The 19,588-nt window shown below is 61.0% G+C and carries 17 protein-coding genes and 2 pseudogenes; all 19 read left to right on the forward strand.

The window, feature by feature from the left end; genetic code table 11:
• Positions 1-219 (forward strand): hypothetical protein (locus BVER_RS34750; protein ID WP_232316869.1); only part of this gene is annotated, 219 nt, incomplete at its 5' end.
• Between the two features lie 18 nt (positions 220-237).
• Positions 238-1,292 (forward strand): annotated as a pseudogene (locus BVER_RS27595) (branched-chain amino acid ABC transporter permease).
• Positions 1,293-1,295: 3 nt separating this feature from the next.
• Positions 1,296-3,080: a branched-chain amino acid ABC transporter ATP-binding protein/permease gene (locus BVER_RS27600; protein WP_050455966.1), complete on the forward strand. Its 1,785-nt coding sequence runs from the start codon at positions 1,296-1,298 to the stop codon at positions 3,078-3,080.
• On the forward strand, positions 3,080-3,826 hold the full coding sequence (locus BVER_RS27605) for an ABC transporter ATP-binding protein (RefSeq protein ID WP_050455967.1): 747 nt from the start codon (positions 3,080-3,082) through the stop codon (positions 3,824-3,826). The genes BVER_RS27600 and BVER_RS27605 overlap by 1 nt, the downstream gene beginning before the upstream one ends.
• Positions 3,827-3,980: 154 nt before the next feature.
• Complete coding sequence (gene mnmG / locus BVER_RS27610) at positions 3,981-5,942, forward strand: tRNA uridine-5-carboxymethylaminomethyl(34) synthesis enzyme MnmG (protein WP_050455968.1); 1,962 nt, start codon at positions 3,981-3,983, stop codon at positions 5,940-5,942.
• Positions 5,939-6,622 (forward strand): 16S rRNA (guanine(527)-N(7))-methyltransferase RsmG, encoded by a 684-nt coding sequence (gene rsmG / locus BVER_RS27615; protein WP_050455969.1) that lies wholly within the window; start codon positions 5,939-5,941, stop codon positions 6,620-6,622. The genes mnmG and rsmG overlap by 4 nt, the downstream gene beginning before the upstream one ends.
• Before the next feature lie 34 nt (positions 6,623-6,656).
• On the forward strand, positions 6,657-7,436 hold the full coding sequence (locus BVER_RS27620) for a ParA family protein (protein ID WP_050455970.1): 780 nt from the start codon (positions 6,657-6,659) through the stop codon (positions 7,434-7,436).
• A 45-nt stretch (positions 7,437-7,481) separates the two neighbouring features.
• On the forward strand, positions 7,482-8,387 hold the full coding sequence (locus tag BVER_RS27625; protein WP_050455971.1) for a ParB/RepB/Spo0J family partition protein: 906 nt from the start codon (positions 7,482-7,484) through the stop codon (positions 8,385-8,387).
• Positions 8,387-9,523 (forward strand): SLC13 family permease, encoded by a 1,137-nt coding sequence (locus BVER_RS27630; protein WP_050455972.1) that lies wholly within the window; start codon positions 8,387-8,389, stop codon positions 9,521-9,523. Before BVER_RS27625 ends, BVER_RS27630 begins: the two co-directional genes overlap by 1 nt.
• A 273-nt stretch (positions 9,524-9,796) precedes the next feature.
• A complete protein-coding gene (locus BVER_RS27635; protein WP_050455973.1) occupies positions 9,797-10,306 on the forward strand; it encodes an ATP synthase subunit I in 510 nt (169 codons plus the stop codon).
• Positions 10,307-10,491: 185 nt separating this feature from the next.
• Positions 10,492-11,349: a F0F1 ATP synthase subunit A gene (atpB, locus tag BVER_RS27640; RefSeq protein WP_050455974.1), complete on the forward strand. Its 858-nt coding sequence runs from the start codon at positions 10,492-10,494 to the stop codon at positions 11,347-11,349.
• Between the two features lie 93 nt (positions 11,350-11,442).
• On the forward strand, positions 11,443-11,715 hold the full coding sequence (atpE, locus tag BVER_RS27645) for a F0F1 ATP synthase subunit C (protein WP_050455975.1): 273 nt from the start codon (positions 11,443-11,445) through the stop codon (positions 11,713-11,715).
• A 132-nt stretch (positions 11,716-11,847) separates the two neighbouring features.
• On the forward strand, positions 11,848-12,318 hold the full coding sequence (locus BVER_RS27650; protein WP_050455976.1) for a F0F1 ATP synthase subunit B: 471 nt from the start codon (positions 11,848-11,850) through the stop codon (positions 12,316-12,318).
• Between the two features lie 2 nt (positions 12,319-12,320).
• A complete protein-coding gene (locus BVER_RS27655; protein WP_050455977.1) occupies positions 12,321-12,863 on the forward strand; it encodes a F0F1 ATP synthase subunit delta in 543 nt (180 codons plus the stop codon).
• A gap of 66 nt (positions 12,864-12,929) precedes the next feature.
• Positions 12,930-14,471, forward strand: coding sequence for a F0F1 ATP synthase subunit alpha (atpA, locus tag BVER_RS27660; protein ID WP_050455978.1), 1,542 nt, complete (start codon positions 12,930-12,932; stop codon positions 14,469-14,471).
• Between the two features lie 72 nt (positions 14,472-14,543).
• Complete coding sequence (gene atpG / locus BVER_RS27665; protein ID WP_050455979.1) at positions 14,544-15,428, forward strand: F0F1 ATP synthase subunit gamma; 885 nt, start codon at positions 14,544-14,546, stop codon at positions 15,426-15,428.
• Positions 15,429-15,472: 44 nt separating this feature from the next.
• On the forward strand, positions 15,473-16,867 hold the full coding sequence (atpD, locus tag BVER_RS27670) for a F0F1 ATP synthase subunit beta (protein ID WP_050455980.1): 1,395 nt from the start codon (positions 15,473-15,475) through the stop codon (positions 16,865-16,867).
• 73 nt (positions 16,868-16,940) lie between these two features.
• Entirely contained in the window at positions 16,941-17,366 is a 426-nt protein-coding gene (locus BVER_RS27675; RefSeq protein WP_050455981.1) for a F0F1 ATP synthase subunit epsilon, read from the forward strand.
• Between the two features lie 262 nt (positions 17,367-17,628).
• A pseudogene (locus tag BVER_RS27680) lies at positions 17,629-19,358 on the forward strand (AMP-binding protein).
• The last annotated feature ends 230 nt before the right edge of the window (positions 19,359-19,588 follow it).

Raw genomic sequence — 19,588 nt, forward strand, 5'->3', positions numbered from 1 at the left:
CTTCCGTTCGCTGGGCCTGCCGTCGGTCGGTCCAGCGCCGATCAACTGATCCGAACCGCCGTGTACGGACCCGTACGCACGGTGGTGTGGGAGGGGTCGGGCCGCGAGGCCTGCCCCTATCCCGATCTCATTTTCAAGATGAGCGAGCGGCGCACCGGCAACGGCGCGCCGTTTGCCCATGTTTCAGCGGGCCGTATCAAGCGGCCCGGATGTTTATAAGAAGCTCTAAGAGGAAGTATGGACTTATCGATTGCGGCGATCCTGTCGCAAGACGGGATTACCACGGGTGCGATATACGCGTTGCTTGCGTTGGCGCTGGTGCTCGTGTTTTCGGTGACACGGGTGATCTTTATCCCGCAAGGGGAGTTCGTCGCGTATGGCGCGCTGACGCTCGCGGCGCTTCAGACGCAGAAGCTGCCGGCCACCTGCTATCTGCTGATCGTGATGGGCGTGGGATGCTTCGTCGCCGAACTGGCGGGCATCGTACGGCATCCTGCGCGATATCATCAGATCGGGCGCTTGCTTGCCGTGCTCGCCGGCAAGTATCTGCTGTTTCCCGTGGCCGTCTGGGCGCTCACGCAAGCCGTCTACGCCACGACGTTGCCGATGATCGAGCAGATCGCGCTCACGCTGTTGATCGTGATTCCAATGGGCCCGTTCGTCTATCGGCTGGCGTATGAGCCGATCTCGGAGGCGAGCACGCTGCTGCTGCTGATCGTCGCGGTCGCCGTGCACTTCGCGATGGTCGGCCTCGGCCTCGTGATGTTCGGCGCGGAAGGCTCGCGCACGACGGCTTTCTCCGATGCCACATTCAATATCGGCAGCGTCTCGATCTCGGGCCAGAGCTTGTGGGTCGTCGGCACGGCGGTCGTGCTGATCCTCGCGCTGTACTTCTATTTCGATCGCTCGATCTCCGGCAAGGCGCTGCGTGCGACGTCGGTGAATCGGCTGGGCGCGCGTCTGGTCGGCATCGGCACGACGCAGGCCGGACGGCTCGCGTTCACGCTCGCGGCGGGCCTCGGCGCGCTGTGCGGCGTGCTGGTCGCGCCGATCACGACGATCTACTACGACTCGGGCTTCCTGATCGGTCTGAAGGGCTTTGTGGGCGCGATCGTGGGCGGACTGGTGAGTTCCCGCTCGCGGCCGCCGGATCGATTCTGGTGGGCTTGCTGGAGTCGTATTCGTCGTTCTGGGCCAGCGCTTATAAGGAGGTGATCGTCTTCACGCTGATCATCTCGGTGCTGCTGTGGCGAAGTCTCGCCAGCCCGCATTCCGATGAAGACGAGGAGTAAGCCATGAACTTCCTTCATCGTCATCGATTCTTCTGGATCTTCCTCGTTGTCGTGTTCGCGCTGCCGGTGTTGCCGGGCGCGGTTGCGGTGCCGGAGTACTGGATCACGCTGCTGAACTACATCGACCTGTATTCGATCGTCGCGATCGGGCTCGTACTGCTGACGGGTATCGGCGGCATGACGAGCTTCGGGCAGGCGGTGTTCGTCGACGTCGGCGCGTACGCGACCGCGTTCCTGACGACGCAATACGCGGTGTCGCCGTGGCTCGCGCTGATCGCGGGCGTCGTGCTGACGGCGGTCATCGCACTGCTGCTCGGCCTCATCACGATGCGCCTCTCCGGGCATTTTCTGCCGCTCGGCACCATCGCGTGGGGTCTGTCGCTGTTCTATCTGTTCGGGAACATGGATGTGCTCGGCAAGTACGACGGCATCAACGGCATTCCGGTGCTCAATCTGTTCGGATGGCATCTGGAGTCGGGCCGCAGCATTTACTACCTGATTTGGGTCGTTGTGCTGCTGGCCGTCATCTCCGTTCAGAATCTTCTGAATAGCCGACCCGGCCGGGCGATACGCGCGCTGCGCGGCGGCGGCACGATGGCCGAAGCGATGGGCGTCAATACCGCCTGGATGCGCGTGGTGATCTTCATCTACGCGGCCGTGCTGGCGGCGATCTCGGGCTTCCTGTACGCCCATTTACAGCGCGCGGTGAATCCGACGCCGTTTGGACTGAATCACGGCATCGAGTTCCTATTCATGGCGGTGGTGGGCGGCGTGTCGCACGTCTGGGGTGCGATTCTCGGCGCGACGATCCTCACCGTTCTGCAGGACTACCTGCAGACACTGCTGCCCAAGCTCATCGGCGCGAACGGCAATTTCGAGATTATCGTTTTTGGTGTCGTGATGGTCTTGCTGCTGCAGTACGCGCGGCAGGGCGTATGGCCGTTCGTCGCACGATGGTTTCCGCGCGGACCGCAAGCGCAAGTTCCCGATCACGCTGATGCTTTGCCGCAGCGCAACAAACCTGCGGCCGGATCGCCGCTGTTGGTCGTCGACAAGGCGCGCAAGGAGTTCGGCGGTCTGGTCGCCGTCAACGACGTCAGTTTCGACGTCAAGGCGGGCGAGATCATCGGACTGATCGGGCCGAACGGCGCGGGCAAGTCGACCACCTTCAATCTGGTCACCGGTGTATTGCAGGCCACGCGCGGCGCGATCTCTTTCCACGGCGAGCGCATCGACAAGCTGACTTCACGTGAAATCGTCAAACGCGGCATCGGCCGAACGTTTCAGCACGTCAAATTGCTGCCGGGCATGACGGTGCTGGAAAACGTGGCAATCGGCGCGCATCTGCGCGGAAGCACCGGCGTGTGGCGCAGCGTCGTGCGTCTGAACGCGGCGGAAGAAGCGCGGCTGATGTCGGAAGCGGCGCGGCAGATTGCGCGTGTCGGCCTCGAAAAGCATCTATATAGCGAGGCTGGCAGTCTTGCGCTAGGTCAACAGCGCATTCTCGGAATCGCGCGGGCGCTCTGCTGCGATCCGACGCTACTTCTGCTCGATGAACCGGCAGCGGGACTGCGCTATCAGGAAAAGCAGCAACTCGCCGAGCTGATCCGCAAGCTTCGCGCGGAAGGCATGAGTATTCTTCTAGTCGAGCACGACATGGACTTCGTGATGAACCTGACGGACCGGCTCGTCGTGATGGAATTCGGCACGAAGATCGACGAAGGTCTGCCGACCGATATTCAGAAAGATCCGGCGGTGTTGGAAGCGTATTTGGGTGGGGTGGAGTGATGGCAAATTCGATTCTTCAGGTCGAAGGTCTTTCGGTGCGCTACTGGAAGGTCGAGGCATTGCACGGCGGCAAGTTGTCGGTCGGCGCGGGGCAGATTGTGTCGGTGATCGGACCGAACGGTGCGGGCAAGTCGACGCTGCTGAACGCCATCATGGGCGCGCTGCCGACGACTGGCCACGCCAGCGGCGTCGTGCGCTATATTGGCGAGAACGTCTCCGCGCTGCCGATCGAGCGTCGTGTTTCACGTGGAATGTGCCTCGTGCCCGAAAAACGCGAGCTTTTCGCGACAATGACGGTCGAGGACGACCTGATTCTCGGCGCGTATCGGCGGAAGCGGGCGGGCGAAAAGAACTTTCTCGATCAACTCGATCATGTGTTTGCGCTGTTTCCGCGATTGAAGGAGCGTCGCAAGCAGGCTGCCGGGACGCTTTCCGGCGGCGAGCGGCAGATGCTGGCGGTCGGACGGGCGTTGATGGGCAAGCCGCAATTGCTGATGCTGGACGAACCGAGCCTTGGCCTTGCGCCGTTGATCGTGAATGAGATTTTCCACATCATTAGCGCGCTTAAGACGACGGGCGTCGCAACGCTGCTGATCGAGCAGAACGCACGGGCCGCACTACAAATTTCCGACTATAGATACGTCCTGGAAACCGGCGAATTCGCACTGGAAGGCAAGGCCGATGAGCTTCAACATAATCCGCAAGTGATCGAAACCTATCTCGGGCTGACCAAGAAGGTCGCTTAAGTAAGACGAGTGGTGGTTTCTCGATGGCGTGTTTCACGTGAAACACGCCATTTTTTTCGTCTATTCGAGTCTGACGAATTCGAGGCCGAACGGAACCCGATATAATTCTCCGATATCCTTCTCCAGGTTCGTGTCGCTCGCACACGAGATTTCCATGCTTTATCCCACAGAATTCGATGTGATCGTCGTTGGCGGCGGTCACGCAGGCACCGAGGCCGCGCTCGCATCGGCCCGAATGGGCTGCAAGACGCTCCTTTTGACCCATAACATTGAGACTTTCGGCCAGATGAGCTGCAATCCGTCGATCGGCGGCATCGGCAAAGGCCATCTCGTCAAAGAAGTGGACGCCTTGGGCGGCGCAATGGCCGCCGCGACCGATGAATCGGGCATTCAGTTTCGCATTCTCAACTCGTCGAAGGGCCCCGCTGTGCGGGCGACACGCGCTCAGGCGGACCGGGTGCTGTATAAGGCCGCGATCCGCCATCGGCTCGAAAATCAGCCGAATTTGTGGCTTTTCCAGCAGGCCGTGGACGATTTGATGGTCGAAAGCGACCGCGTCGTCGGCGCCGTGACCCAAGTCGGGCTGAGTTTCCGCTCCCGCGCGGTGGTTCTGACGGCTGGCACCTTCCTCGATGGCAAGATTCACGTTGGCCTGAATAACTACGTAGGCGGGCGCGCGGGCGATCCCGCAGCGGTCTCGTTGTCGGGACGGCTGAAGGAGCTCAAGCTCCCGCAAGGCCGTCTCAAAACGGGCACGCCGCCTCGTATCGACGGCCGGACAATCGACTTTTCGAAGCTTGAAGAGCAGCCCGGCGACCTCGATCCGGTGCCGGTTTTCTCCTTTTTGGGCCGTGTCGAGCAGCATCCGCAGCAGGTTCCTTGCTGGGTGACGCACACGAATGCGCAGACGCACGACATCATTCGCTCGGGATTGGACCGCTCGCCTATGTATACAGGCGTGATCGAAGGCGTCGGACCGCGTTATTGCCCGTCGATCGAGGACAAGATTCATCGATTTGCGTCGAAAGCCGCGCATCAGATCTTCCTGGAGCCGGAAGGGCTGACCACGAACGAGTTCTATCCGAACGGAATCTCGACCAGCCTGCCGTTCGACGTGCAACTTGAGTTCGTTCGGTCGATGCGTGGTCTCGAGCACGCCCACATCCTCCGTCCCGGCTACGCGATCGAGTACGACTATTTCGATCCGCGCGCGCTGAAGGCATCGCTGGAAACCAAGGCGATCAGTGGATTGTTCTTTGCAGGGCAGATCAACGGCACGACGGGCTACGAAGAAGCGGCCGCGCAGGGCATGTTGGCGGGCATCAATGCCGGTTTGCAGGTGCAAGGGAAGGACGCATGGTCGCCGCGTCGCGATCAGGCGTATCTGGGCGTGCTCGTCGACGATCTGGTGACGCGCGGCGTCTCGGAGCCGTATCGGATGTTCACCAGCCGCGCCGAATATCGCCTGTCGCTGCGCGAGGACAACGCGGATATGCGTCTGACGGAGGTCGGCCGCGAGCTGGGCGTCATCGACGACGCCCGTTGGGACGCATTCAGCCGCAAGCGCGATGCTGTTTCACGTGAAACAGAGCGCCTTCGCACGACGTGGGTCAATCCGAAGACGTTACCCGCCGATGAAGCCACGGCGCTGCTCGGCAAGCCGATCGATCACGAATACAGTTTGGCCGAATTGCTGCGTCGCCCGGGCGTTTCCTATGACGGAATCTGCGGCCTGAAGGCGGGCGAGTGCGCGCCCGAGGCGCCTTTGTCCGACGATCCCGTTCTGCTCGCGCAAATCAAGGAGCAGATCGAGATTGGCGTGAAGTATCAGGGCTATATCGACCGCCAGGCCGATGAAATTGTCCGCAACGGCGCGCAAGAGAACACGCGCTTGCCGGAAGGTCTCGATTACAACGAAGTCCGTGGACTGTCCTTTGAAGCGCGTCAGAAGCTGATTCAGCATCGTCCGGAGACGATAGGGCAGGCGTCGCGTATTTCCGGCATCACGCCGGCTGCGATTTCCCTGCTGATGGTGCATCTCAAGCGTGGCCTCGGCCGGCACGGTCGAGGCGGTGCGAGCGGCGATCAGGCTGACAACACGACGGCGGTTCAATGACGGTGCGTAACGAATCGCTGGCGTCGATGCTGGATGACGGCGCGGCCGAGCTCGGCGTCAACCTGTCCGCGTCGCAAAAGCAGCAATTGCTCGACTATGTGGCGTTGCTCGGCAAGTGGAACACCGTGTACAACCTCACGGCGATCCGCGACACGCGGCAGATGATGATCCAGCACATTCTCGACTCGCTCGCGCTCGTCCCGGCGGTTGCCGCGCGGAAGGCGAAGCGCGTACTCGATGTCGGTTCGGGCGGCGGGTTGCCCGGCATCGTGCTGGCCATCGCGCTGCCGGACGTCAGTGTCACGTTGAACGATATCGTCCACAAGAAAACGGCGTTTCAATCGCAGGCCAAGACTCAACTCGGCCTGCCGAATCTCTCGGTCGTGACCGGTCGCGTCGAGGCGCTGCGTCCCGGTCATGAAGTCGCGGAAAAATTCGATGTAATCGTGTCGCGCGCGTTCGCAGAGCTCGCGGATTTCGTTACACTTTCGCGTCACCTTGTCGCCGACGAAGGCCGCATTCTAGCGATGAAAGGCGTGCGCCCCGATGGGGAAATCGCACGTTTGCCGGCAGGCGCGGCGGTGGAGAGCGTCCAGCGCCTGGCGGTTCCGATGCTCGATGCCGAGCGTCATCTGGTTGAAGTCTCCGTTGCGCCGATGAGTGGCGCAACGCCAAGCTGATCTTCTGACAGCGAAGAAACGAGGACACTAAACGATGGCAAAAATCTTCTGCGTCGCAAATCAGAAGGGCGGCGTTGGAAAGACCACGACAGCGGTCAATCTCGCGGCGAGTCTTTCGGGGCTCGATCAGCGGGTGCTGCTGATCGATCTGGACCCGCAGGGCAATGCCACGATGGGTAGCGGCGTCGACAAGGCCGCCTGCGAAAAGACGGTCTACGAAGTACTCGTCGATGGTGTCAAAGTGCGCGACGCGCGCATTAGTCCCGAAGCCGTCGCCTACGATATTTTGCCGGCGAATCGCGAATTGGCCGGCGCCGAAGTCGAACTGGTCGAAATGGAGAACCGCGAGCGGATTCTGCGCACGGCCATCGCCGAAATCGTCGATGACTATGACTTCGTGCTAATCGATTGCCCGCCTGCATTGTCGCTTCTGACGCTGAACGCGTTATGCGCGGCGCACGGCGTCGTCATTCCGATACAGTGCGAGTACTTCGCGCTCGAAGGGTTGTCCGATCTCGTCAACACCATCAAGCAGGTTCACGCGAATCTGAATCGCGATCTGAAGGTCATCGGCCTGTTGCGCGTGATGTTCGATCCACGCATCACGCTGCAACAACAAGTGTCAGATCAGCTGAAGACACACTTTGGCGACAAATTGTTCGACGTCGTGATTCCGCGCAATGTGCGTCTTGCCGAAGCGCCGAGTTATGGGCTGCCGGGCGTCGTGTTCGACAAATCGTCGCGCGGCGCGCAGGCTTACATCCAGTTCGGGAACGAAATGATCGAGCGCGTGCGCGCGCTGAACGTCAATTAAGCCAACCCATTCGATGCGGCGTAGCGCGCCGACGGAGGAGCCGAAATGAGCGCTGTGATGAAGAAGAAGGGTTTGGGCCGAGGCCTGGAAGCATTGCTCGGCGGCAGCGCCGACATTACGGAAGCCGTGCGCGGCGAGGGCACGCCCTCGGTGCTGCCGCTCGACAAGATGCAGGCAGGCAAGTATCAGCCGCGTACGCGTATGGATGAAGGCGCGTTGCAGGAACTGGCCGCGAGCATCCGCGCGCAAGGTCTGATGCAGCCGATTCTCGTGCGCTCGATCGAAGACGATCGCTACGAAATCATTGCGGGCGAGCGGCGTTTCCGCGCGGCACGCCTGGCCGGTCTGGACGAAGTGCCGGTTCTGGTAAAAAACGTGCCAGATCAGGCCGCGGCCGCGATGGCGCTGATCGAGAACATCCAGCGCGAGGATCTGAATCCGCTGGAAGAGGCGCAGGGCATCCAGCGTCTGCTCGACGAATTCAGCTTCACGCACGAACAGGCGGCTGAATCCGTCGGGCGTTCGCGCAGCGCGGTGTCGAATCTGCTGCGTCTGCTGAACCTCGCCACGCCAGTTCAGACCATGCTCCTTGCCGGCGATCTCGACATGGGCCACGCCCGCGCGCTGCTCGCCGTCGATGCCGCCACGCAGATTCAGCTTGCCAACGTCGTCGTCAATCGACGTTTGTCGGTGCGTGAAACCGAACGTCTCGTTGCATCGACCACGAAGGAAAAGCCGGCCAAGAAGGCCAAGGTCGCCAACGACGGCGGCCGCGACACGCGCCGTCTGGAAGAAGAATTGTCGGACTTGCTGTCCGCCAACGTGAAGATCAAGCTCGGCGGCCGCGGGCGCGGCAAAGTGACGATCGACTTCGGCAATCTCGATTCGCTCGAAGGCATTCTCACGAAGCTGCGCGGCAGCATGGAAGAAGCGCCGACGCCGGCGGCTTGATGTCCGAGTTCGACGTCAAACGCACCCGGCCGGAGTTTTTCGCGCGCATCTGGCGAGCCGTTTCGAAAGAGCCGGTTCTCGCCATTCTCGTCGTCGCGCTCGTCGTGCTGCAGGCGGTGCATCCGCGTCCGTGGATGTCTTTGCCCGGCCTCGTCGACTGGCAGACGGTGCTTACGCTCGCGGGCCTGCTGATCCTGACCAAGGCGATCGAATTGTCAGGATTCCTGATGTGGGCGGCGCATCGGCTCGTCCATCACATACATAACGAGCACACGATCGCGCTGCTGCTCGTCGCGCTTGCCGCGGCTTTGTCCACCGTGCTGACCAACGATGTCGCGTTGTTCGCCGTCGTGCCGCTGGCCTTGTCGCTGCATCGGCTCGCGCCGCTGCCGATCAAGCAGCTCGTCATCGTGATCGCGCTGTCGGTCAATGCGGGCTCGATTCTGACGCCGCTCGGCAATCCGCAAAATCTGTTTTTGTGGCAACGCAGCGACGTCGCGTTCGGCGCGTTCGTGTGGGCGCTGTTGCCGTTGTGCGCCGCGTTGATGGTGCTCCTCGGCGTCGTGACGATCGCCATGTTCCGCGCCGCCCCGCTCGACCTTTCCGGCGATGCGGAAGAACATCGTGTCGATCGCGCGTTGTGCGGCGTCAGCGCAGTCGCGTTCGCCGTGTTCGTCGCGCTCGCCGATGCGCATCACGCGGGCCCTGCGCTCACCGCGATCGCGCTCGGTTTTCTGCTGTGGCGTCGCGAAGTCGTGTTCAAGATCGACTGGCTGCTGCTGCTGATTTTCATGCTGATGTTCATCGTGCTGCGCAGCGCGGCCGCGTTGCCGTCGATTCATCAGGCGATCGCGCAACTCGGTATCGGCACGCCTGTTCGTGCTTATGTTGCAGGCGCACTGTTGTCGCAGGGCATCAGCAACGTGCCGGCGGCCATCGTGCTGGCGGAGTTTTCGAAGGACTGGCGCGCGCTGGCGTTCGGCGTCAGCGTCGGCGGCTTCGGCATCGCCATCGGCTCGCTGGCGAATCTGATCGCCGTGCGCCTGTCCGGCGAAAAAGGCATGTGGACGCCTTTCCACCTTGTCTCGGTGCCGTTCTGGATCGTGGCGATGCTCATCGGTTGGGCGCTCGTCTGACGCTCAGCAACGGTTTGAACGCCATCTGAATATCTGCTTGCAATCGAAAGAAAAGTAGCGGTTTTGAGACCAAATTTTAAGGTTGATCTGCTTGGCTTTTGACACGCCTAAACTATTGAATCCCCGACAACAATCGCTTACAATCGCCCGGATTTAACAGCTAGGCCACCTCCTCGAAAGCGCGACGAAAGCGCAAGGTGATTCTCCGGACTTTTGCTTGAAGGTTTGAAGACGGTGCGAGAGCAGAATCGAGCGCCGCAGAGCGGACAGAACATGCAATCCGACGCTCACAAATCCGGCGCTCAACACGCCTCCGGAAATCAGCCGCGCGGTTCGTCGAACGAGTCGTGGGACGCCGAAGCGCAAGATAACAATATCGTTCCGCTCACGCGGGACCAGGCAGAGCAATTGTTTGGCCCCGAAGTGAGTCGTCCATCGCGTGTCACCCCTTTCAAGGTGGTGGCGGCGCAAATGGTTTTGTCCCTGGGTGCGACGCTGCTGTGGTGGCTGTTCTACAAGCCGCCGGGAGATGCTGTGCTGTCGGCCTTCCTGGGAGGAGCAATCTGCTGGGTGCCCAGCGCGCTGTTCGCGGCGCGGCTGAAGGCAAAGAGCGGAACGGAGACGATCATGAGCTGGATGATCGGCGAGGCGCTGAAAATGGGAGCGACGATTGCTATGTTCGTGGCGATCGCCTACTGGTACAAGAGCGCCTTGTGGTTACCCCTGCTCGTCACGTACATTGTCGCTCTCAAGACCTATTGGGTCGCCATGGCGTTGCGTTGATGACGTCCAAGGTAAGTGCGGAGCGACAAGACCGCACGTAGCATCAAGCATGAGCAGCACCAGATAAAGCAGGCGCGGTGTAACCCACCGCGCACGGGCCTCCCGCCCGGAGCCGCGACGCACAGCGCCGGCTCGGATGCGGCAGGCGGCGAAAGATTTTTGACAATTTGGGTGGCTTTAACGATATGGCAGCTAGCGAAGGAACGCACGCTCTGGATCCGTCCGAGTACATTGCGCACCACTTGCAGAATCTTTCCACGCATACGCATACGCAGACGTCGATCTTCGATATCCACGTCTGGAATCTGGACACGTTGTTCTGGTCCATCGTGTGCGGCCTTTTGACCATCTTCATTCTTCATCTCGCGGCGCGTAAAGCCACGTCGGGCGTGCCCGGCCGGTTCCAGTGCGCTATCGAAATGCTCGTCGAGATGGTCGAAGATCAGTCGAAGTCGATGATCCATGGCAGCCGCCGTTTCATCGCACCGCTCGCGCTGACCGTGTTCGTCTGGGTCGCCCTGATGAACTCGCTCGACTTCATCCCCGTGGATCTGCCGGGCCGCATCATCGGCTGGCTGGGTCTCGAAAACGTCATTCCCCATCATCGCATCGTCCCGACGGCCGACCTGAACGGCACCATCGGTATCGCGCTCGGCGTGTTCGTGCTGATGATCTATTACAACTTCAAGATCAAGGGCGCCGGCGGCTTCGTGCACGAACTGCTGTCCGCTCCGTTCGGCGCGCATCCGCTCCTGTGGATTCCCAATCTCGCGCTGAACATCATCGAGTTCGTCGCCAAGACGGTTTCGCTCGGCATGCGGTTGTTCGGCAACATGTATGCAGGCGAACTGCTGTTCCTCCTGATCGCCCTTCTGGGGAGCATGTGGAGCTTCGGTGCGGACACTTCCGTCCTCGGCTTCATCGGTCATGTGATCGCAGGTTCGGTTTGGGCGATCTTCCACATCCTGATCGTGCTGCTGCAGGCGTTCATTTTCATGATGCTGACGCTGGTGTATATCGGCCAGGCGCATGACACGCACTGACGCTCCGCTGGTCGCGGAATCGCTCAGGCATCAGGTTTAGGTTTTCCATTTTTATAAATCCAGTTCCAAAGTCTTTAAATCAAAGGAGTAGTCATGAACGCTTTCATCGCCAACATCCAGGGTCTGACCGCCATCGGTATCGGCATCATCATCGGTCTGGGTGCTATCGGCGCTTGTATCGGTATCGGCATGATGGGCGGCAAGTACATTGAAGCGTGCGCTCGCCAGCCGGAACTGATGAACCCGCTGCAGACCAAGATGTTCCTGCTGGCTGGTCTGATCGACGCGGCGTTCCTGATCGGCGTTGGTGTGGCAATGCTGTTTGCGTTCGCGAACCCGCTGCTGTCGAAGCTCGCAGCAGGCTGAGTTCCTCGGAAGCATGCGTCTGATTCAATGAAGGCGCTGAACGGAACGGGTGAGGCGCTGATCGAGCTCAACAAGCCGATGAGCGCCTTTTAACCGTTTCACTCCCGAACAAGCAACGTTTAAGGAAACACCGTGAATCTCAACGCAACCCTGTTTGCGCAAATGGTCGTGTTTCTGATCCTCGCGTGGTTCACGATGAAGTTCGTGTGGCCGCCGTTGATCAACGCCCTCGACGAGCGCTCGAAGAAGATTGCCGACGGCCTCGCCGCCGCCGATAAGGGCAAAGCGGAACTCGAAGCCGCGCACAAGCGCGTCGACCAGGAACTCGCGCAAGCGCGTACGGATGGCCAGCAGCGTATCGCTGACGCTGAAAAGCGTGCCGCCGCCGTCGCCGATGAAATCAAGGCCAATGCTCAGGCCGAAGCCGCGCGCATCGTCGCGCAAGCCAAGACAGATGCAGACCAGCAAATCGTGAAGGCTCGCGAATCGCTGCGCGCCGAAGTTGCAGCGCTGGCCGTCAAGGGCGCCGAGCAGATCCTGAAGCGCGAAGTCGATCAGAAGGCACATGCCGATCTGCTGAATCAACTCAAAACCGAGCTCTGATCATGGCCGAACTTGCAACCATCGCTCGTCCTTACGCAGAAGCGCTGTTCCGCGTGGCCGAAACCGGCGATCTCGCGGGCTGGTCCGGTTTCGTCGAGGAATTGGCACAGGTTGCGCGTCTGCCCGAAGTGGAATCGGTCGCGTCCAACCCGAAGGTGGGCCGTCAGCAAATCGTCGATCTCTTGCTCGCCGCGGTGAAGTCGCCGCTCGCACAGAGCAACGCTCAGGCGAAGAACTTCGTCGGCATGCTGGTGGAAAACCATCGCCTGCCGCTGCTGCCGGAAATCGCCGTCCAGTTCGACGAGTTGAAGAACGCTCGTGAGGGTGCTGCCGATGCTCACATCGTGAGCGCGTTCCCCCTCGAAGGCGAACAGTTGAACGACCTCATCGCCAGCCTCGAACGCAAGTTCAAGCGCAAGCTGAAGGCGATCGTTTCCGTCGATCAGTCGTTGATCGGCGGCGTTCGCGTCACGGTTGGCGACGAAGTGCTCGATACCTCGGTCCGCGCGCGCCTCGCCCGCATGCAGACAGCTCTGACCGCTTAAAACAACGTAAGCGATCAATCGTGTCTCTTACGGGCACGCAACAGAATTGACTATCAGGAGCGAATAATGCAACTCAATCCCTCTGAGATCAGCGAGCTGATCAAGAGCCGGATCCAGGGCCTTGAAGCGAGCGCGGACGTTCGCAACCAGGGCACCGTGATCTCCGTGACCGACGGTATCGTGCGTATCCACGGCCTGTCGGACGTGATGCAGGGCGAAATGCTCGAGTTTCCGGGCAACACCTTCGGCCTCGCGCTGAACCTCGAACGGGACTCGGTCGGCGCCGTTATTCTCGGTGAGTACGAGCACATCTCGGAAGGCGACATCGTCAAGACGACGGGCCGCATTCTCGAAGTGCCGGTGGGTCCGGAACTCATCGGCCGCGTGGTCGATGCGCTGGGCAACCCGATCGACGGCAAGGGCCCGATCAACGCGAAGAAGACCGACGCAATCGAAAAGATCGCGCCGGGCGTGATCTGGCGTAAGTCGGTGTCGCAGCCAGTGCAAACCGGTCTGAAGTCGATCGACGCGATGGTGCCGATCGGCCGTGGCCAGCGCGAGCTGATCATCGGCGACCGTCAGTGCGGCAAGACCGCGGTGGCCGTCGACGCGATCATCAACCAGAAGGGCAAGGACCTGTTCTGTATCTACGTCGCGATCGGCCAGAAGGCTTCGTCGATCATGAACGTGGTACGCAAGCTCGAAGAAACCGGCGCGATGGAATACACCATCGTCGTGGCGGCTTCGGCGTCGGAATCGGCTGCGATGCAATACCTCGCACCGTACGCCGGCTGCACGATGGGCGAATACTTCCGCGATCGCGGTCAAGACGCGCTGATCGTGTACGACGACTTGACCAAGCAAGCATGGGCATACCGTCAGATCTCGCTACTGCTGCGCCGCCCGCCGGGCCGCGAAGCGTATCCGGGTGACGTGTTCTATCTGCACTCGCGTCTGCTCGAGCGTGCGGCTCGCGTCTCGGAAGAGTACGTCGAGAAGTTCAGCAACGGCGAAGTGAAGGACAAGAGCGGTTCGCTGACGGCGCTGCCGGTCATCGAAACGCAAGCCGGCGACGTGACCGCGTTCGTTCCGACGAACGTGATCTCGATTACCGACGGCCAGATCTTCCTGGAAACCGACCTGTTCAACGCGGGTATCCGTCCGGCTATTAACGCCGGCGTGTCCGTGTCGCGCGTCGGTGGCGCCGCTCAGACCAAGGTCGTGAAGAAGCTGTCGGGCGGTATCCGTACCGACCTGGCGCAGTATCGTGAACTGGCTGCGTTCGCGCAGTTCGCATCCGACCTCGACGAAGCCACCCGCAAGCAGCTGGAGCGCGGCCGCCGCGTGACGGAACTGCTCAAGCAGCCGCAGTATCAGCCGCTGCAAGTGTGGGAACTGGCTGTGTCGCTGTTCGCGGCGAACAACGGTTATCTGGACGATCTCGAAGTCTCGCAAGTGCTGCCGTTCGAAAAGGGCCTGCGTGAATTCCTGAAGACCAGCCACGGCGATCTGATCAAGCGTATCGAAGACAACAAAGACTTGTCGCAGGACGACGAAGGCGCATTGCATGCCGCGCTGAAGGACTTCAAGAAGTCGGGCGCTTATTGATCATTGATCGGGACATAGAGGCTACGCGCGGCGTTCGGTGAACCCCGCGCGGCTTCGATCAAGGAGTAAGCAATGGCTGGAATGAAGGAAATTCGCGGCAAGATCAAGAGCGTGCAGAACACGCGCAAGATCACGAAAGCAATGGAAATGGTCGCCGCATCGAAGATGCGCCGCGCCCAGGAGCGCATGCGTTCCGCCCGTCCGTACGCCGAAAAGGTCCGTGCTATTGCCGCGCACATGAGCAAGGCGAATCCGGAATATCGCCACCCGTTCATGGTGAAGAACGACGGCGCGAAGACGGCCGGCCTGATCCTCGTCACGACCGACAAGGGTCTGTGCGGCGGCATGAACACGAACATCCTGCGTGCGTCGCTGAACAAGATCAAGGAACTCGATCAGAGTGGCGTGAAGATCGAAGCGTCGGCGATCGGCGGCAAGGGTTTGGGCTTCCTGAACCGGCTGAAGGCGCAGGTGGTGTCGCAAGTCGTGCAACTGGGCGACACGCCGCATCTGGAAAAGCTGATCGGCGCGATCAAGGTGCAGCTCGACCTGTATTCGGAAGGCAAGATCAACGCGGTGTACCTGGCGTACACGCGCTTCGTCAACACGATGAAGCAGGAAGCGGTGATCGAGCAGCTGTTGCCGTTGTCGATCGACGACCTGCACAAGCAGGAAGCCGACGCGGAAACGCCGAAGACGTCGTGGGACTACATCTACGAGCCGGATGCACAGACCGTGGTGGACGAACTTCTGGTTCGCTATGTCGAGGCGCTCGTCTATCAGGCGGTCGCGGAAAACATGGCGTCGGAGCAGTCCGCGCGCATGGTCGCGATGAAGGCTGCGTCGGACAACGCGAAGACCGTGATCAACGAACTGCAGCTCGTCTACAACAAGAGCCGCCAGGCCGCGATTACGAAAGAGTTGTCGGAAATCGTCGGTGGTGCCGCTGCGGTCTGATCTTGACGACCGCGTAAAAGAACACAGTATCTAAAGGAAATGCGATGAGTACTACTGCTTTGGTAGAAGGCAAGATCGTACAGTGCATCGGCGCCGTTATCGACGTGGAATTCCCGCGCACGGAAATGCCGAAGATCTACGACGCGCTCATTCTCGACGGTTCGGAACTGACGCTCGAAGTCCAGCAGCAGCTGGGCGACGGCGTGGTCCGCACCATCTGTCTGGGTGCGTCCGACGGTCTGCGCCGTGGCACGATGGTCAAGAACACGGGCAAGCCCATCAGCGTGCCGGTCGGCAAGCCGACGCTCGGCCGCATCATGGACGTGCTTGGCCGTCCGATCGACGAAGCGGGTCCGATCTCCTCGGAAACCACGCGTTCGATCCACCAGCAAGCGCCGAAGTTCGACGAGCTGTCGCCGTCTACGGAGCTGCTTGAAACCGGCATCAAGGTTATCGACCTGATCTGCCCGTTCGCTAAGGGCGGCAAGGTCGGTCTGTTCGGCGGTGCAGGCGTCGGCAAGACCGTGAACATGATGGAACTCATCAACAACATCGCGAAGGAACACGGCGGTTACTCCGTGTTCGCCGGTGTGGGTGAGCGTACCCGCGAAGGGAACGACTTCTATCATGAAATGAAGGACTCGAACGTTCTGGACAAGGTCGCGCTGGTGTACGGCCAGATGAACGAGCCGCCGGGCAACCGTCTGCGCGTCGCGCTGACCGGTCTGACGATGGCCGAGCATTTCCGCGACGAAGGTCTGGACGTGCTGTTCTTCGTGGACAACATCTACCGTTTCACGCTGGCAGGCACGGAAGTGTCCGCTCTGCTCGGCCGGATGCCGTCGGCAGTGGGCTATCAGCCGACGCTGGCTGAAGAAATGGGCAAGCTGCAAGAGCGTATTACGTCGACCAAGACGGGCTCGATTACGTCGGTTCAGGCCGTGTACGTCCCTGCGGATGACTTGACCGACCCGTCGCCGGCTACGACTTTCGGCCACTTGGACGCAACCGTCGTGTTGTCGCGTGACATCGCATCGCTCGGTATCTACCCCGCAGTGGATCCGCTCGATTCGACCTCGCGTCAGATCGACCCGAACGTGATCGGCGAAGAGCATTACTCGATCACGCGTCGCGTTCAGCAGACGTTGCAGCGCTACAAGGAACTGCGCGACATTATCGCGATTCTGGGTATGGACGAACTGTCGCCGGAAGACAAGCTGTCGGTCGCGCGCGCTCGTAAGATCCAGCGTTTCCTGTCGCAGCCGTTCCACGTCGCTGAAGTGTTTACGGGTTCGCCGGGCAAGTACGTGCCGCTGAAGGAAACCATCCGTGGTTTCAAGATGATCGTCGACGGTGAGTGCGATCATCTGCCGGAGCAGGCGTTCTACATGGTTGGCCAGATCGACGAAGCCTTTGAAAAGGCCAAGAAGATCCAGTAAGGGCGAGTGTGTCGCTAAGGGCGTCGGTCAGTCGGCTGGCGCTCTCGAACAACACTGACCCAGGAGTCATCAAATGGCAACCATCAAGGTAGACGTCGTCAGCGCGGAAGAGCAGATCTTCTCGGGCCAGGCGAAGTTCGTCGCGCTGCCGGGCGAATCGGGTGAACTCGGCATCCTGCGGGGCCACACGCCGCTCATCACGCGCATTCGTCCGGGCGCGGTGCGCATCGAGGCGGAAGACGGCTCGGAAGAGTTCGTGTTCGTCGCAGGCGGGATTCTCGAAATCCAGCCGGGCGTCGTGACCGTGCTCGCCGACACCGCCATTCGCGGATCCGATCTCGACGAAGCGAAAGCGGAAGCGGCGAAGAAGCGCGCCGAAGAAGCGATGCAGGACAACAAGTCCGAGCTCGAGTACGCCACCGCGCAAGCGGAACTGGCTTACGCGACGGCACAGATCGCGGCAATTCAGCGTCTGCGCAAGGTGCACGCGAAGCACTAAGCGTCGCGCGGCACAAGCAGTTCGAAGAAAGCAGCCTCCGGGCTGCTTTTTTTATGCGCGTCCGGTTTGATCCGGTTCGGTTGGGCAAAACTGCATATCCGATGTGCGCGTTGTGTGTAAGTCCTTGATCGCGCTCGGGATCGTCTCTGCCTGGCGAACCGCATTGCGGGTAACACTGAATGCCAGCGCGCGATTCCGCCATGCACAATCGCTGTCAATCAGCCTTCAATGGGCGGCGATTTCTTTTCGGCGGAAACTAACGATGGCAACCGAATCGACGCAGGCCGGCGCGCTCATCGCGCCGCGCGACAATCTCTCGTACGTCCGCGGCACGACGGACATTGTGCTCTCCCACGCGACCGTCTCGCGGCATCTTCTGGCGACGGTCGGCCGGTTTCCCGATCGCCCCGCCGTGGTCTTCCGCGAGCAGAACATCCGCTGGACCTGGCGCGAGTTCGCCGACGAAGTCGATGTCTTCGCCACGGCGCTGCTCGATCTCTGTATTCGGCCGGGCGACCGCGTCGGCATCTGGTCGCCGAATCGCGCGGAATGGCTGCTGACGCAATTCGCGACGGCGCGCATCGGCGCGGTGCTGGTGAACATCAATCCGGCGTATCGGCTGGCCGAACTGGAGTACGCGCTGAACAAGGTCGGCTGCAAGGCGATCGTCGCGGCCGAGCAGTTCAAGGCGTCGAAGTATCTGGAGATGTTGCAGACGCTCGCGCCCGAACTCGCCGATGCCGAGCCGAATGCGCTTCACGCCGCCAAGCTGCCGGAACTGCGCGCCGTGATCCGCATGGGCGACGCGCGATCGCCAGGCATGTTCAACTTCGATGCGCTGATGCAGGCTAATCGCGGGCGCGTCGACCGGGCGAAGCTGGACGCGCTCGAAGCGACGCTCGCCGCCGACGAGCCGATCAACATCCAGTTCACCAGCGGCACGACGGGCAATCCGAAGGGCGCACGCTGACGCATCGGAACATCGTCAACAACGCGCGCTATATCGCGATGGCGATGCGTCTCTCCGAGCAGGATTCGCTGTGCATTCCGGTGCCGCTGTATCACTGCTTCGGCATGGTGCTGGCCGTGCTCGCGTGCGTTTCGACCGGCTGCGCGATGGTCTTCCCCGGCGAGGCATTCGATCCCGCTGCCACGCTGGCCGCCGTCCACGACGAACGATGCACGGCGCTGCATGGCGTGCCGACGATGTTCATCGCCGAGCTCGATCATCCCGACTTCGCGAAGTACGATCTGAGCCGCCTGCGCACGGGCATCATGGCGGGCTCGCCGTGTCCGATCGAAACGATGAAGCGCGTCGTTTCGACGATGCATCTGAGCGAGATCACCATCGCGTACGGCATGACGGAAACGAGCCCGGTGTCGTTCCAAAGCTCGACCGCCGATCCGCTCGACAAGCGCACCACGACGGTCGGGCGCATCCAGCCGCATCTGGAAGTGAAGATCATCGATCCGCTCGGCGCGACGGTCGCGGTCGGCGAAACCGGCGAACTGTGCACGCGCGGCTATTCGGTGATGAAAGGCTACTGGGGCGACGATGCCAAAACGCGCGAAGCCATCGTCGACGGCTGGATGCACACCGGCGATCTGGCCACGCTTGACGCCGAGGGCTACTGCAACATTGTCGGCCGGCTGAAGGACATGCTAATTCGCGGCGGCGAGAACATCTATCCGCGCGAGATCGAGGAATTCCTGTTCCGGCATCCGAAGATTCAGTCGGTGCAGGTTTTCGGCATTCCGGACGAGAAGTACGGCGAGGAAGTGTGCGCGTGGATCGTGCCGCGCCCGGGCGAGCAACTCACGGAAGAAGACGTCCGCGAGTTTTGCCGAGGACAGATCGCGCATTACAAGATTCCGCGCTATGTCCGTTTCGTCGACGAGTTGCCGATGACGGTCACCGGCAAAGTGCAGAAATTCGTGATGCGCGCGCGGATGATCGAAGATTTGAAACTGACGGAAGCGAAAACCGCCTGAATATTGCGTTTCATACGACAAAAGGGAGCGTTTATGCGCTCCCTTTTTGCATGGGACGAAACGTTGAGGCTCAAACCTTTCAAAAGCCGCAAACGTTTGAGCAGACGATCGGCATAGGGGCGGCCAGCAAGCTGGCCGGTCCCCTGCCACACCACCCTGCCACACCACCCGGCGTGCGGGTCCGCACCGGGCGGTTCGGGAAGTTGAGGTTATGTGAGGCGAGGCATGCC

The organism is Candidatus Burkholderia verschuerenii (assembly GCF_001189365.1).
In the GTDB taxonomy this organism is placed as follows: domain Bacteria; phylum Pseudomonadota; class Gammaproteobacteria; order Burkholderiales; family Burkholderiaceae; genus Caballeronia; species Caballeronia verschuerenii.

Excerpts from the sequence above, each read along its gene's own strand:
- BVER_RS27635 (WP_050455973.1), top strand. The coding sequence starts at position 9,797 with ATGCAATCCGACGCTCACAAATCCGGCGCTCAACACGCCTCCGGAAAT.
- BVER_RS27625 (WP_050455971.1), top strand. The coding sequence starts at position 7,482 with ATGAGCGCTGTGATGAAGAAGAAGGGTTTGGGCCGAGGCCTGGAAGCA.
- BVER_RS27620 (WP_050455970.1), top strand. The coding sequence starts at position 6,657 with ATGGCAAAAATCTTCTGCGTCGCAAATCAGAAGGGCGGCGTTGGAAAG.
- BVER_RS27675 (WP_050455981.1), top strand. The coding sequence starts at position 16,941 with ATGGCAACCATCAAGGTAGACGTCGTCAGCGCGGAAGAGCAGATCTTC.
- BVER_RS27605 (WP_050455967.1), top strand. The coding sequence starts at position 3,080 with ATGGCAAATTCGATTCTTCAGGTCGAAGGTCTTTCGGTGCGCTACTGG.
- atpE (WP_050455975.1), top strand. The coding sequence starts at position 11,443 with ATGAACGCTTTCATCGCCAACATCCAGGGTCTGACCGCCATCGGTATC.
- rsmG (WP_050455969.1), top strand. The coding sequence starts at position 5,939 with ATGACGGTGCGTAACGAATCGCTGGCGTCGATGCTGGATGACGGCGCG.
- BVER_RS27600 (WP_050455966.1), top strand. The coding sequence starts at position 1,296 with ATGAACTTCCTTCATCGTCATCGATTCTTCTGGATCTTCCTCGTTGTC.
- atpG (WP_050455979.1), top strand. The coding sequence starts at position 14,544 with ATGGCTGGAATGAAGGAAATTCGCGGCAAGATCAAGAGCGTGCAGAAC.
- atpD (WP_050455980.1), top strand. The coding sequence starts at position 15,473 with ATGAGTACTACTGCTTTGGTAGAAGGCAAGATCGTACAGTGCATCGGC.
- mnmG (WP_050455968.1), top strand. The coding sequence starts at position 3,981 with ATGCTTTATCCCACAGAATTCGATGTGATCGTCGTTGGCGGCGGTCAC.
- atpB (WP_050455974.1), top strand. The coding sequence starts at position 10,492 with ATGGCAGCTAGCGAAGGAACGCACGCTCTGGATCCGTCCGAGTACATT.
- BVER_RS27630 (WP_050455972.1), top strand. The coding sequence starts at position 8,387 with ATGTCCGAGTTCGACGTCAAACGCACCCGGCCGGAGTTTTTCGCGCGC.
- BVER_RS27655 (WP_050455977.1), top strand. The coding sequence starts at position 12,321 with ATGGCCGAACTTGCAACCATCGCTCGTCCTTACGCAGAAGCGCTGTTC.
- atpA (WP_050455978.1), top strand. The coding sequence starts at position 12,930 with ATGCAACTCAATCCCTCTGAGATCAGCGAGCTGATCAAGAGCCGGATC.